This window comes from Pseudomonas sp. W2Oct36, from assembly GCF_041060465.1.
Classification (GTDB): domain Bacteria; phylum Pseudomonadota; class Gammaproteobacteria; order Pseudomonadales; family Pseudomonadaceae; genus Aquipseudomonas; species Aquipseudomonas graminis_B.
The window spans coordinates 18,490-33,320 of record NZ_JAUERW010000014.1 but is presented as its reverse complement, the minus strand read 5'-3'; the positions used below and the strand labels follow the sequence as shown (position 1 = coordinate 33,320).

Sequence of the window (14,831 nt, the reverse complement as noted above, 5' to 3'; positions counted from 1 at the left end):
ATTTCTTTGTCTTTAGGTGCGGCGTTCACTAATACCTGCTTTTTCCTCTCTTAAGTCATTGATCTTAATTGGCTAATTCGTGGCTGGCACAGCCCTTGATATCTCCGTGGCCCCCGACTCGGCAAACACGCCCGCCGGGTGGGTTTTTGAGCACGGAGAGCATCCTTGGCGACCCCCTTAAATCTGCCCGTTGGTGGTGAGAAACGCGAACCCCAAGTGGCGATCGTTCCGCTTGATCAGATTCAGCTAGAAGACGTTGGCGCCGGTGCGGCCAACGTTGACGCCTGGCTGCAGGAGATCAGTGGCGGGGTTGTCACGCTCGAGCGAATCAAAAGCGCGGCCGGGTTTCTGCCGGTGGTGGGCAACGTCATGGCGCTGGTTGATGCGCTGAATGACATCGCCACCCTCTCGAAAAGTCCGGAGCGTGAGCTTCTGGATTGGGTAAGCCTCGGCATTAATCTGATCGGGATGATGCCAATCCCGCCCACCATGGCAGCAGCGCGGATGAGCCTTCGTCCGATGCTGTTTCTGGTGCGTCAGGAAATGCGTCGGTCGGGCAAGGTTGTGTTGGGCGATGCGCTGATCGAGATTCTGATCGGGCACCTCAATGCCACCATTGTCGGGACCCTTGATGACTTTGTGCGTCAGGCGCAGGGCAAGCTTCCCGGGATTCTCGATGGCGCCGTGGCACTGGGCGAAAGCGTGTTTATCGAGATCGCCGTTGGCCTTGAGAAGGTGGCCAAGGTTGCCCACGGCGCGAGGAAGGTCGTCGGCAAGCTTGACGCCGAAAGCAATCTAAATGAAGCGGTACACCTGATCAGCGTCTCCCGCGATCAGTGGGCGTACGACCACAAAGCTTCGATTGGCAACATGTTCGCTGCGGTTGCCGAACTCTACATCGCCGCAGGCAAAGACAAGGTCAATGACGTTGTCGAGACTCTGCTGCCCGAGGCGCTGGAAACCAAAGTCCAAGGTCACGCCGACTCGTTGCGTGCTATGGGCAAAGACCTCAGGACTCAGATAAATCGTCTGGCGGATCCAGAGGTTCAGAACTCCATCGGTTCGTTGCTGCAGACACTGGCCGGCGCGGTTGTCAGTTGGCGTTCGCGCAATGGGCATGGGCAGTCTTTCAACATCAAGCCTGGCGTTACCAATCAGGCCAAGCGCCAGGCGGGTGAAGGCAAGCTGGAGGCTGTTCAGCATGAGCGGCCTGCGAAGGGGCGGCCTAACGAGCGGAAGAAATGTGCGTGCCCGTGTCCTTGTGAGTGTGCGTGTGCGGCGACGCGGAACAGCATCAGTTTTGCGATGGGCTCGGAGTCGGTCAGTCACACCGATTTCAGGCTGCCGGGGCCGTTTCCCATTGAGTGGACTCGGACTTATTGCTCGAGTCTGGATGCCTACGATAAGGACGTTATCGGCGCACGCTGGATTACGCCGTTTACGACGCGCTTTGATCTCGTCGGCGATGGTTTGGTGTTTCATGACGCCGATGGGCGCAGTCATGAATTCCCTCTTCCCAAGCTAAAACTTTTTCACTTCAACGCCATTGAAAACCTGACCGTTAGCCGCGTCAGCAAGGACCGGTTGGTGCTGATGCGTGGCCTGGAACACAGGGAAACCTATGTTCGGCGGGGTGGTCGTTTTGTTCTGATCAACAAGGTTTTGCCCAACGGCGCTGGGGTGATGCTGCATTACGAGCATCGGCACGGTGATCAGATGGTTCTTTCCGAGTTGGTGACTTACTCGGAGAAAGATCTAAACAAAGTCCATCTTCGCCTGGGCATTTTGATCGATGATCAGGGGCGGCTAACCGGCCTTTGGGAAATACGTGACGGCGGCGTCAAACGCCAACTCTGCGCGTATCAGTACGATGATTTTGGTGACCTTGTTCTGGCCCAAGACGCGAACGGCTCGGCCTGGCGTTATCAGTATCAAAATCACCTGATCACTCGCTACACCGACCGCACCAATCGCGGTTTGAACCTGCAATGGCAAGGATCCGGCCCCGACGCGAAGGCCATCCGCGAATGGGCTGACGACGGCAGTTTTGACACGCGATTGGCGTGGGATGAAAACATCCGTCTGACCTACGTTACTGACGCTTTGGGTCATGAAACCCGGCATTACTACGACAGCCTGGGTTACACCTATCGCATTTGCCACGCCGACGGGCGTTCCGAGTGGTTCTTCCGCGATGCGGCGAAGAACATCATCCGCCACGTACACACCGACGGCAGCACCGACCAGTATCGCTACGACAAGCTCAGCAATCTGACCGAACACACTCGCGCTGATCACAGCGTGATGAACTACGCCTACGACGACAAAAGCCATCTGATCAAGATCAGCGATGGCGAGGGTGGCTTGTGGAAACGGGACTATGACCTTCGCGGCAATTTGGTTGAAGCGATCGATCCGCTAGAGAACACAACCGAATACGCCTACAACTCGTTCGGCCTTCCTACAGCGATCAAGGATGCCAACGGGAATACCAAGGCGCTGGCCTACAACGACGCCGGACAACTGGTTAAGTACACCGACTGCTCGGGCAAGGTCAGTACGTGGGAGTACGACGAAAGCGGCCAGATGGATCGCTTCACCGATCCTGCTGGGCATAGCACGACGTACGAATACAAAGCCGGTCAGTTGGTCCTGATCAAGCATCCGGACAAAACCGAAGAACGCTTCAGCCGCGATGCAGAAGGTCGTTTGCTGGCCCACTCCGATGGCCTGGAACGTTGCACCACCTGGCGTTATAGCGCCGCCGGTTTTATCGCCGAACGCGTCGACGCTGCCGAGCAAACGTTGCGTTACCGCTGGGACAAACTTGGTCGTCTCGTTGCGCTGGAAAACGAAAACGAACGCCGCGCCCACTTTCACTACGACCCGGTCGGAAGACTTTTGGAAGAGCGCGGCTTCGACGGGCGCTCGACCCGCTATCAGTACGATCCCGAAACCGGACGCCTTGCCGAGACCATCAACGGCCAGCGCTCCATTGCTTTGACCTTCGACCCCATGGGCCGCCTGACCGAACGCCGCGCCACCCTCGGCGAACAGTCCCAGAGCGAAACCTTTGCCTACGACGGCAACGGCCATCTGGTCATGGCAACCAACGCCGTGAGTCGCTTGCAATGGTTTCACGACCCGGCTGGCAACCTGCTGCGAGAGCACCAGCACTACTCGAATCTGGATAAACCGCTGGTTGCCGTCTGGCAGCACGAGTACGACGCGCTCAATAATCGCATCGCGACCATTCGCCCCGACGGCCATCGCGTTAGCTGGCTGACCTATGGCAGTGGTCATCTGTTGGGGTTGAAACTTGATGAGCACGAACTGCTCAGTTACGAGCGCGATGACCTGCATCGCGAAGTCAGCCGTCACCAAGGCAATAACCTGCTGCAAACCCAGCAATGGGACCCGGCGGGACGCCTCCAGGAACAACTGTTGGGCCGAGCAGACGACAAATCCACGCTCATCAAACGCGCGTACACCTACGATGCCGCCGGCCAACTCACTGACATCAACGACAGTCGCCGCGGTCCTCTCGCTTATAAATATGATCCCGTTAGCCGCCTGCTCAGCGCCACCAGCCGCCTCGGCATCGAAAATTTCGCCTTCGACCCCGCGAGCAACCTGCTCAACAAAACCGCCGCGCCGGTCCGCCGCCCACTTGACCCCAAGCCGACTCAAAACAAACTCGTCGACAACCTGCTCCGCGACTACGTCGGCAACCACTACGAATACGACGAACGTGGGAACCAGACCGAGCGCTGGACTAATGGGCTGAGCAGTGAACTGCACTGGGATCTCTTTGATCGCCTCGCGCATTTCCGAGATCCGCGCCTCACCGTCGACTTCGGCTACGACCCACTCGGACGTCGCCTCTACAAACTCTCCAAGGCTCACTACCGACCGCGCCCCGAAGCCGGTACCGGCTGGAACGAAAACGAACACGCCCGTAAAGAGCGCGAGCTCGGCTGCGGCTTCACCCTGTATGGCTGGGACGGCGACAACCTGGCGTGGGAAAGCAGTCCTCCGCCATACGCCGGTGCCCTGGGACGAACCGTCCACTACATCCACGAGCCCGGCACCTTCGTGCCCGTGGCCCAAGCCATCCGGCACGAAACCATCCGACTCGTCAGCCAACCGACCTACAAAGGTCGCTACAACTTCAAAGAAGACCCGCTCTGGAACTGCAAGCCGGCCGTACTGCCCATCGACGCCCTCGCTTGGTACCAATGCGACCACCTCGGCACCCCGCAGGAAATCACCGACCAAAACGGCAACACCGCCTGGAGCGCGCAATACAAAGCGTGGGGGGAGGCGCAGGAACAGCGCTCTGAATTCGCCCAACAAATCTGCCTGACCAACCCGATCAGGTTCCAGGGCCAGTACCAGGACCACGAAACCGGCCTGCACTACAACCGGCATCGATACTATGATCCAAGGGTCGGGCGATTTATCAGCAAGGACCCGATTGGCTACAACGGTGGGCTAAACCTCTATTACTACGTGCCGAACCCGACGGGTTGGATAGACCCACTCGGTTTGCAAAAAGTTGTCGCAACGAACAGCCGTAGGAGCGCAATGAAGAAGGCGCAGCAACATGCCCAAGTCCCGCGAGTAGGTAGAGGAGGAAAGGACATTCCAATGGAACGACTCCACCCTAGTAGCCGTGGAGTAAATTGTGCCTGCCTAAAAAAACGAGGAATTGCCACGCTCGGTCGCGAAGTTGAAGAACAGCAGCTAGAGGTATTTGACCACCCAGATGGACATCCTGACTTGGTTGGGCCTGGACAACCGGAGCACCATGAAATGCCTCATGTCCACGCGACAAATAAAAAAGGTGAGGTGTTAATATTTACCTATCCGTCAGGCCGTAAAGGACACTGAGATGAAATACTATAAAATTATGTGCTTCAAAGCGGATTTCTCAGAGTTTAGAACTCAAGTGGATAATCTCATAACCGAAATGTCCGCGGGAAATCATGATGAGTTTGCGCTACTAATGGCAACTGACTTACAAAATAATGTTGGCTTCCATACCACACCTCATGGTAATGCCGCAATTCGCACGCTGGTTTCCAGATGCTATTCAGTTGATTTACAGCATTTAAGCGTCAAACGACCGCAGGCAGGGGACGTCGTGCGAATGTCTCGACTATTATTTCGGGAAAAGGATGGCAAGTTTGAATCATTGCTAAGCGAACATTCAAAATATGAAGCTGACCTAAAAAAATATAAAGTGATCTCAAGACACAGGCCTGCCGTGATGCCTACGATGTCAACACTTGCCGGCATGCTTAAGGACGAACGTTTGTCGATCACTGGGAAGGATTTATATGAAGCTTTAGACAAGACTTGCCACTATGTAATGCGGCGGGTGGTATCGGGCGAGCATGGCCGCGATGCATTTATCGTTTTCTCCTCGAATCTAGATTTCTTCTTCAGCGAATTCAAAGAGATAATTGCGGATCACGCGACAATTAAGTTTGTCAAAAGCACGCGCGAACTTATCTATTATTAACTTGAAGGGTTATTATAAAGGGGACAGACCCTTAAGCCCTATTGACGGTTCAGTGCACGACAAAGGTAGCGTAAAGTTAGAGGGGACGGACCCCTTTAACTTTTGACTCACGACCAGTAAATAATAACGGAATGCAATATGAACGTATTGGCATCATCATTTTTTGAGATTTTCATCCAGTTTTTAACGGGTGCAACACTAAGACATCCTGAGGTATTTGGACTCGAAAGTTTTTCACCAATCGAGCTTATTTCTCAAGACTTCGAGCTAGCAGGTAAAGTCGATGACTATCACTTTTTTGAGAAGCTTTACAATGTAAGCCACCACAATAGAAGTGTAGGTGTGGTGTTGAAGCCCTATTTTTTTCAGGACCAGCAGGTAGCTAGCGGCTTCAGAGTTTTAAAGGGAGTGAGGCTCACATCACTATTAAAAGAATATATCAGATATGGTCAACACCACCCTGAAGTTGCCAAACGCATGACATTCTATTTTTTTCATGACAATAAAGACGGCGCTATAATTTTTGATGATTCGCTGGCAGTGCGATTCAGCCATAGAAACCGGAGGGATGGGTATCAGGTCGTGACCCTGGAACGTGACTACGATGAAATAGGGGCATTAAAAAAAATCGCGACTGACGCTATAAAACTCACTATGGATTTTCACGAGCTTGAATTGACATCCTCTTCTCTGAGGAGAAGGTACCGGGGGGCGGCTTATCAGCAGGTCATCAAGGCGCTGATAGTTAACGGCAAGAAACCTTCTAGTCGAATGTTGTAGGGCCTTCCCTTCCGATGCTTAAATCCTAAATACGGGCAAGACGGGCAAGCATGATTACATCCGCTCTGGGTGTACCCACCCACTCCAAACGCAAAAAGCCCCGAATCATCGGGGCTTTTCCATCACGCCAGTGAGTTGATCCCCAGAATCAAGGATCAACCTGCGCCATCAACTCCACCACCGGCTCCGTCCGCTTCGCATACCGCTGAGCCACCACCGCGCACACCATCAGCTGAATCTGGTGAAACAGCATCAGGGGCAAGATCAGCAACCCAATCGTACTTCCCGCAAACAGCACCTGGGCCATCGGCACGCCGGTGGCCAGGCTTTTCTTCGAGCCGCAGAACAGGATGGTGATGCGGTCTTCCTGATTGAAGCCGAACAGCTTGGACAGCAGGGTCGCAGCCACGAGCACCAGTGTCAGCAGCAGGCAGCACACTCCCACCATCCCGGCCAGGTCCCAGATCGGTGTTTTCTGCCAGATGCCTTCGTTGACCGCTTCACTGAACGCGCCGTAGACCACCAGCAGGATCGAGCCTTGATCGACGAATTTCAGCCAGTTCTTGTTGCGTCCGACCCAGGCGCCAATCCAGCGCCGCATGATCTGGCCGGCAATGAACGGCAGCAGCAACTGCACGCTGATCTTGATGATCGCATCGAGGGTCGAGCCACCTTCGCCGTGAACGTTCAGCAACAGCGTGACCAGCAGCGGCGTCAGGAATATCCCGAACAGGCTGGAGGCCGCCGCGCTGCAGATCGCCGCCGGGATATTGCCGCGCGCCAGTGAGGTGAAGGCGATCGCCGACTGTACCGTCGCGGGCAGCGCACACAGGTACAGGATGCCCATGTACAGGTCCTTGCCAATCAGGGGCGACAGCACGGGTTTGAGTGCCAGACCGAGCAAGGGAAACAGGACGAATGTCAGCCCGAATACCAGCAGGTGCAGGCGCCAGTGCCCTGCCCCGGCGATGATCGATTCGCGGGACAGTTTGGCGCCGTGGAGAAAGAACAGCAGCGCAATGGCAATGTTGGTCAGCCAGCCGAAGCCAACGGCCACTTGCCCGGTGGCCGGCAGGAAGCTGGCGATGATCACCACGGTGATCAGCATGAGGGTGAAGTTGTCGGGGAGAAAGCGGGGGCGGGTCATCTGCGTCATCCGAAGGTGCCAGGAACATGCCCGTCACTTTAGCGCGCAATGCACGTGCCGACTAACGCCAATAAGTCGATCAATAGCGCCTAACGGACACCTCGGCCGATCTGGACCTACCGAGTACCTGTTCCCGGCTAAAGCCGGTCCCACTAGACGCAGGGGGAGCCGCTTGCCAGACGTTGTGTCGACAAGCGGATCAGCGATAACCCGGGTTATGTCAGGACAGTCCGCCCTGAATCACGCGCATCACGGTCACCCGACGCTGGCCCGGGTTGTCGGCGATGAGGCGGGACAATGCGGCTTGCCACTTCACTATGTCTTTCTCTTTCGAGAGCATCATCAGTTGTTCCCAGCCCATCGGCCCACGGGGGCCAGCCTGTGCAGCGGATATCTCGGGACTGTCTTCGCGTTTCAGGAGGTTTGCTGCAATTTCCGAGAGAGTACTCATGGCCGGCTCCTGGGCGTGCGCGTCGTGGCGCATGCCGATTCAAAACGAAAGGTGATGTCAGGAGTGCCTTCGCGCCAATTTTCGGTGATCAAGGCCGCCTGTAACAGGGCTGTAGCAAAGTTCAGACCAACAGAGGCCTGGCCGCCCCTCACTCATTTTCCCCTTCAAAACTGTCAGGGAAAGACCGGTTCAACCACCCCCAATGTGCCATCACGAACAAAGCGGTCTCGCTGAGCTTGCAACCCTCCTACCCCGCCTCATGTGTAACGCCAGCGTGTCACTTGATGGCAAATGTTTGTCGAATTTGTTACATATTTGAGAAATCTTGATACATTTTTAACTAAATCGCTGGACGATCGTCCCAACCCTGTGCCAATTTTTCCTCGCTTCATGCACCAAGCGAGTGATTGGATGACCTCGCACCTGAGGTCATTCGGTCGTTTTTTTTCACGCAGACAAGGATATGTCTGAATGTCGAAACTTAAACTCAATGCCCTCGGCGTCACGCCGCAGGGTCCAAGCTCTGCCTACAACCAGATCAACACGTTCAGCCACCAATACGATCGAGGCGGAAACCCGATCAACGGAAAACCGTCGTACACGGTGGACAAGGCAGCCGACTACATCTTGCGCGACCATGCCGCATGGGCAGACTCGAACAAGAGCGGCACCATCGAGTTGACCTATACCTTCCTGACCAGCCGACCCGCCGATTTCGATCGCACCCTGGGCACGTTCAGCGCCTTTTCGGCGCTGCAACAATCCCAGGCCAAGCTGTCGATGCAGTCCTGGGCCGATGTCGCGAAAGTCACCTTCACCCAAGCCAATTCCGGCGGTGACGGGCACATGACGTTCGGCAACTACAGCGGTGACAACGGCGGCGCGGCGTTTGCCTACCTCCCTGATAGCGGCTCGTATGCAGGTCAGTCCTGGTACATGATCAACAACGGCTATCAGGTCAACGCCAACCCTGGCACCAGCAACTACGGGCGCCAGACCCTGACCCACGAAATCGGCCATACCCTGGGCCTGTCGCACCCCGGCGATTACAACGCCGGCAACGGCAACCCGACCTATGCCGATGCCACCTATGCCCAGGACACTCGCGGCTACAGCGTGATGAGCTACTGGAGCGAAACCAACACCGGGCAGAACGCCAAAGGGGCTTACGCCTCGGCACCCTTGCTCGACGATATTGCCGCCGTACAAAAGCTGTACGGTGCCAATCTCGCGACACGTGCCGCAGACACCACCTACGGCTTCAACTCCACAGCAGATCGTGACTACTACTCGGCGACGTCCTCGTCGTCCAAGCTGGTGTTCGCGGTATGGGATGGCGGTGGCAAGGACACTCTGGACTTCTCCGGCTACACCAGCAGCCAGAAAATCAACCTCAACGAGGCTTCGTTTTCGGATGTCGGCGGCCTGGTGGGCAACGTGTCCATTGCCAAAGGTGTGGTCATCGAGAACGCCATCGGCGGCTCGGGCAATGACCTGATCATTGGCAACAGCGCAGCCAACGAACTCCGTGGTGGTGCCGGCAACGACATCATCTTCGGTGGCGGCGGTGCCGATAAACTGTGGGGTGGTACGGGCGCGGATACCTTTGTATTCGCGGCCAGCAGTGACTCACGGCCGTCGGCGCCGGACCAGCTCATGGACTTTGTCAGCGGTCAGGACAAAATCGATCTGTCGGCCATGCCGGAGTTTGCGACAAGCCACATCCCGCTGACGTTCGTCAGTGCGTTCAGCGGTACGGCAGGTCAGGCCATGCTGTCCCAGATCAGCACTGGCAGCACCTTGTCGATCGACCTCACGGGCGACCGTGCGGCCGATTTCATGGTGAACACCGTAGGCCAGGCCGCCACGACTGACATCGTGGTTTAAGCCTGAGGGGGCGGCGTGCGAGCGCCGTCCCCGCCTGACCCGGAGCAGATCAATGAATTGGAAGACCGCGGCGTGTCTGTTCACGACGCTTTTCACCTTAAGCGGAGCACCCCTCATGGCCAGCAGCCTACGTCTCGCGAGCCCCGCCGAACTGGCCGGTCCCTGGCAGTTTTACCCCAAGGACGATGCGCAGAAACCCTGCAAGTTGATTCTGCAGGAACAGGACGGGGGGCTCGCCGGAGATCTGGCCTGCGCCGGTCACTGGCTGGGCGGCACAGCGGCAACCTGGTACCCGACGCCTGATGGCATCGCGCTGGTCGACGACCACGACGAACTCCTGGTGCACATGGGTCGCCAGCGAGAAGGGTTCTACATGGCCCAACTGCCCGATGGCCGCACCCTTTTGCTGCAACGCGAACCCGCCAGCGCCACCCCACGCTCCTGACTCTTTTTCAAGGATGAACCCCCATGACCCAAGGCCGGCCAAGCCCCCTGCCGCGCGCGCCCATGTGGGCCACGCTCAAGGCCTATAAAGGCATCCTGCTCAGCATCGGCGCCTTCACCGCGCTGATCAACGTGTTAATGCTGGTGCCCTCGGTCTACATGCTGCAGGTTTACGACCGGGTGCTGTCATCGCAAAACGAAACCACACTGGCGATGCTGACCGTGATGGTGGTCGCCTTTTTCATGTTCATCGGGCTCATGGAAGCCATACGCAGCTTTGTGGTGATCCGTATCGGCAGCGATATGGAGCGGCGCCTCAACCTACAGGTGTACCAGGCGGCTTTCGAACGCAACCTCAGCCAGGGCGAAGGCAATGCCGCACAGGCGCTGGGCGATTTGACCCTGGTCCGGCAGTTCGCAACCGGCCCGGCATTGTTCGCCTTCTTCGATGCGCCGTGGTTCCCCATCTACCTGGCGGTGATCTTTCTGTTCAACCCCTGGCTGGGCGTGTTTGCCACGGTGGGTGCGCTGGCACTGATCGCCCTCGCCTGGCTGAATGAAACGCTGACCCGCAAGCCGCTGGCCCAGGCCGGGCACTTTTCCGTGGCATCGAGCCAGTTGTCCGGCAGCCACCTGAACAATGCCGAAGCGATCCAGGCCATGGGCATGCTGGTGCCGTTGCGCCAGCGCTGGTTCGCCTTGCACAGCCGTTTTCTGGAGCGGCAAAACCGCGCGAGCGACATCGGCGCGCTGATCGGTTCGTTCAGCAAATGCCTGCGTTTGTGCCTGCAATCGCTGGTGCTGGGGCTGGGTGCACTGCTGGTCATCGAAGGCCAGATGAGCGGCGGCATGATGATCGCCGGTTCCATCCTCATGGGTCGTGCGCTGGCCCCAATTGATCAGCTCATCGCGGTCTGGAAACAGTGGAGTTCCGCGCGGCTGGCCTGGCAGCGGCTCGACGCCCTGCTGATCGCCCATCCCGAGCGTCCAGCGCCCATGCCCCTGCCCGCTCCCACCGGCCATATCAGTGTCGAGCAAATCAGCGCCGCGCCACCGGGGCGGACCACCGTGACGCTGCAGCAACTGAGTTTCACCGTGAATGCCGGAGAAACCCTGGGTGTGCTGGGTGCATCCGGCTCCGGCAAATCAACCTTGGCCCGGGTGTTGATCGGGGTCTGGCAACCCCTGGCCGGGGTGGTGCGTCTGGACGGTGCAGAGCTGCACCGATGGGACCGCAACGCGCTGGGCGCCCATGTCGGTTATCTGCCCCAGGACATCGAACTGTTCAGCGGCAGCATCGCCGACAACATCGCACGCTTTACCGACGCCGATCCGCACCAGGTGGTGACCGCCGCACGACTGGCAGGGGTGCACGAAATGATCCTGCGTCTGCCCCAAGGCTATGACACGCAATTGGGCGACGGCGGCTCCGGGCTGTCCGGCGGTCAGAAGCAGCGCGTCGCGCTGGCCCGTGCGCTGTACGGCGAGCCGAAACTGGTGGTGCTCGACGAGCCCAACTCCAACCTCGACAGCAACGGCGAGGCCGCACTGGCCGCTGCCATCGCGCAGCTCAAGGCCCGCGGTTGCACGGTGATTCTGATTACCCATGGCTCAGCCGTACTGAATCAGGCAGACCGCCTGCTGGTGCTCAACGACGGACGTCTGCAATTGTTCGGTCCCGCGGGTGATGTCTTGAGGGCGCTCTCCGGAGCCCAGCCTGCGCCCGAAAGGCCGCATGGGATGCAAGGGGTCAGTACCAGTCGCCAGCTCGGCGCGCAGCAAGGAGGTCAGCGCCATGAATGAACACATCCTCAAACCCGAGCGCAGCGCACAGTTTTTCGTCAGCGCAGGCTGGTGGCTGGCCCTGCTCGGTGCCGGGAGCTTTTTCCTCTGGGCTGCACTTGCCCCGCTCGACCAAGGCATTGCAGTGCCTGGCACGGTGGTGGTCTCGGGCAAGCGCAAAGCGGTGCAATCGGTGGACAGCGGCGTGGTCAGTCGCATCCTGGTGCGCGAGGGCCAATTGGTGCATCAGGGCCAACCGCTGTTCCAGCTTGACCACACCCAGGTGCAGGCCGACGTGCAATCGTTGCGCGCCCAGTACGAACTGGCCCTGGCCAGCATTGCCAGGCTCCAGGCCGAGCGCGACGGCAGTGTGCAGGTGCGCTTTCCCGAGGCCCTGTTACAAAAATCGTCTGCACAGCTGCTCGGTGTGCTGGAAGGCCAGCGGCAGTTGTTCAGCAGCCGGCACCAGGCGTTTCAGCGATCCCAGGCAGGCATCCATGCAACCATCGAAGGTGGCATTGCCCAACTCGCCGGGATGCGCCAGGCGCGCAATGACCTTCAGGCCCAGGCCGAGTCGTTGCGCCAGCAGCTGGAGAACCTACGGCCGCTGGCCGAGCGCGGCTACATCGCCCGCAACCGCTTGATGGACTACGACCGGCAACTGTCCCAGGTGCAACGGGATCTGGCACAGAACACCGGCGACACAGGGCGGGTCGCTCAGCAGATCGAGCAATCGCGGCTGAGCCTGCAGCAAGGTGTCGAGGAGTACCAAAAGGAGGTGCGCGGGCAACTGGCCGATGCCGAGCTGAAAAGCATCACGCTAAGCCAGCAACTGGCTTCGGCACAATTCAGCCTGACCCACAGTGAAATCAACGCCCCGGCCGATGGCATCGCCGTGAACCTCTCGGTGCACACCGAAGGCGCGGTGGTGCATGCCGGTGAATCGCTGTTGGAAATCGTGCCCCAGGGCGAGGGCCTTGAGATCGAAGGCCACCTCCCGGTGAACATGGTCGACAAGGTGGCCGAACAGCTGCCGGTGGATGTGCTCTTCACCGCGTTCAATCAGAGCCGTACGCCCCGGGTGAACGCCACGGTGAGCCTGATTTCCGCCGACCAGTTACTCGACGAGCGCAGTGGCCAGCCCTATTACATCGTGCGCAGCACCGTCACCGACCAGGCGCTGGCCACACTCAAGGGCTTGGTGATCAAACCCGGCATGCCGGCGCAGATGTTCGTCCGCACCGGCGAGCGCTCTCTTCTCAATTACCTGTTCAAGCCTTTGATGGATCGCGCAGGCATGGCACTGACCGAGGAATAGGATGTTTCGGTACATGAAAATCTGGCTGGCAGCGCTGCTGTGGATCAGCGCCAACATGCAGGCCCAGGCAATGGGTTTGTTTGACGTTTATGAGCAGGCCTTGCGTAACGACCCGGTCTTTCTCGGCGCCATGAAGGAGCGTGACGCGGGGCTGGAGAATCGGAATATCGGCCGTGCCGGGCTGTTGCCTCAAGTGGCCTGGAATTACAACAAGGGACGCAACGACTCCAGGGCCACGTACAAAAGCGACGATCGCCCCAGCTCCCGCGAGGACCGTCACTACAACAGTTTCGGTTCAACCCTGAGCGTGCAGCAGCCGATCATCGACTACGAGGCCTACGCCAACTATCGCAAGGGCGTGGCACAGGCGTTGTTTGCCGACCAGGCCTTTCGAGGCAAGAGTCAGGAGTTGTTGGTGCGGGTGTTGTCTGCTTACAGCCAGGCGCTGTTCAGTCGCGACCAGATCGAGATTGCCGAGGCAAAGAAGAAAGCGTTCGAGCGGCAGTTCGAGCAAAACCGACAGATGTTCGATCAGGGCGAAGGCACCCGAACCGACATCCTGGAAGCCGAATCCCGTTACGAACTGGCCGGTGCCGAGGAAATCGAAGCGCAGAATGAGCAAGACGCTGCATTGCGTGAGCTGGGGGCCTTGATCGGCGTGGCCGAGGTGCGCATCGACGAACTGGCGCCCCTGCGGACGCCGTTCAACTTCCTGGCCCTGACGCCCACCACGTACGAGGCGTGGAATGCCATCGCCTTGAGTGAGAACGCCGACCTCGCCTCCCAGCGCCAGCTGCTGGAAGTCGCGCACCAGGAGGTGAAACGCAACGTCGCCGGGCATCTGCCCAAGCTCAACGCCTACGCCACGGTGCGCAGCATGGAATCCGACAGCGGCAACACCTACAACCAGCGTTACGACACCAACACCATTGGCCTTGAAATCAGCCTGCCGCTGTACGCCGGGGGTGGCGTCAGCGCCTCCAGCCGCCAGGCCAGTCGTAGCCTGGAGCAAGCGGAGTATGACCTTGAGGGCAAAACCCGTGAGACGCTGATCCAGTTGCGCCGCCAGTTCAACGCTTGCGCTACGGGCGTACGGAAGATTCGCGCTTACGACAAGGCGTTGGCGTCGGCGGAGGCATTGGTGGTGTCCACGCAATACAGCATCAAGGGCGGCGAGCGGGTCAACCTGGACGAACTGAATGCGCAACAACAGCTTTACAGCACCCGTCAGGACCTGGCGAAGACTCGATATGAGTACTTGATGGCCTGGATCAAGCTGCATTACTACGCCGGCACCTTGACCGCCGAGCAGCTGGCGCGGGTCGATGAGGCGTTTGGCGCGGGACGGCCGTATCGCTAAGCATCAGTGGCCGTACGGGTAACGTCCGGTTCACCTCAGCTGGCCACCAGAACGGCAGTTGTAACTGCATATGCATGACGCCTAAATGCGGTGAACTATGTTCCTTGGGAGTTGATCCCAAACCATGCGCACCCT

General features: G+C 58.4%; 10 protein-coding genes. 8 read left to right on the top strand and 2 right to left on the bottom strand.

What is annotated here, in order from left to right; all coding sequences use genetic code 11:
- The first annotated feature begins 165 nt into the window (after positions 1–165).
- The 3 genes from QWI18_RS17825 (at position 166) to QWI18_RS17815 (ending at position 6,307) form a co-directional block, all read left to right on the top strand.
- A complete protein-coding gene (locus QWI18_RS17825) occupies positions 166–4,893 on the top strand; it encodes an RHS repeat-associated core domain-containing protein (protein ID WP_369319417.1) in 4,728 nt (1,575 codons plus the stop codon).
- 1 nt (position 4,894) lies between these two features.
- The gene (locus tag QWI18_RS17820) at positions 4,895–5,527 is read left to right on the top strand and encodes a hypothetical protein (protein WP_369319416.1); all 633 of its coding nucleotides are present in this window, start codon (positions 4,895–4,897) and stop codon (positions 5,525–5,527) included.
- 138 nt (positions 5,528–5,665) lie between these two features.
- Positions 5,666–6,307: a hypothetical protein gene (locus tag QWI18_RS17815; protein WP_369319415.1), complete on the top strand. Its 642-nt coding sequence runs from the start codon at positions 5,666–5,668 to the stop codon at positions 6,305–6,307.
- Positions 6,308–6,455: 148 nt separating this feature from the next.
- Here QWI18_RS17815 and QWI18_RS17810 read toward each other — a convergent pair whose 3' ends face one another.
- Both QWI18_RS17810 and QWI18_RS17805 read right to left on the bottom strand, forming a co-directional pair.
- Positions 6,456–7,454 carry a bile acid:sodium symporter family protein gene (locus tag QWI18_RS17810; protein ID WP_369319414.1) on the bottom strand — a complete coding sequence of 333 codons (999 nt, stop codon included), beginning with the start codon at positions 7,452–7,454 and terminating at the stop codon, positions 6,456–6,458.
- A 220-nt stretch (positions 7,455–7,674) separates the two neighbouring features.
- A complete protein-coding gene (locus QWI18_RS17805) occupies positions 7,675–7,905 on the bottom strand; it encodes a hypothetical protein (RefSeq protein ID WP_369319413.1) in 231 nt (76 codons plus the stop codon).
- A gap of 471 nt (positions 7,906–8,376) precedes the next feature.
- On the opposite strand from QWI18_RS17805, the gene QWI18_RS17800 reads away from it, so the two are divergent.
- The 5 genes from QWI18_RS17800 to QWI18_RS17780 all read left to right on the top strand — a co-directional run bounded on the left by QWI18_RS17800 (position 8,377) and on the right by QWI18_RS17780 (position 14,696).
- Positions 8,377–9,792: a serralysin family metalloprotease gene (locus tag QWI18_RS17800; protein WP_192134489.1), complete on the top strand. Its 1,416-nt coding sequence runs from the start codon at positions 8,377–8,379 to the stop codon at positions 9,790–9,792.
- Between the two features lie 115 nt (positions 9,793–9,907).
- Positions 9,908–10,237, top strand: a complete 330-nt coding sequence (locus QWI18_RS17795) for an AprI/Inh family metalloprotease inhibitor (protein WP_369319412.1) — start codon at positions 9,908–9,910, stop codon at positions 10,235–10,237.
- Positions 10,238–10,260: 23 nt separating this feature from the next.
- Entirely contained in the window at positions 10,261–12,039 is a 1,779-nt protein-coding gene (locus QWI18_RS17790; protein ID WP_369319411.1) for a type I secretion system permease/ATPase, read from the top strand.
- Complete coding sequence (locus tag QWI18_RS17785; RefSeq protein WP_369319410.1) at positions 12,032–13,336, top strand: HlyD family type I secretion periplasmic adaptor subunit; 1,305 nt, start codon at positions 12,032–12,034, stop codon at positions 13,334–13,336. The genes QWI18_RS17790 and QWI18_RS17785 overlap by 8 nt, the downstream gene beginning before the upstream one ends.
- Before the next feature lie 13 nt (positions 13,337–13,349).
- Complete coding sequence (locus QWI18_RS17780) at positions 13,350–14,696, top strand: TolC family outer membrane protein (protein WP_296310035.1); 1,347 nt, start codon at positions 13,350–13,352, stop codon at positions 14,694–14,696.
- Positions 14,697–14,831: the final 135 nt, after the last annotated feature.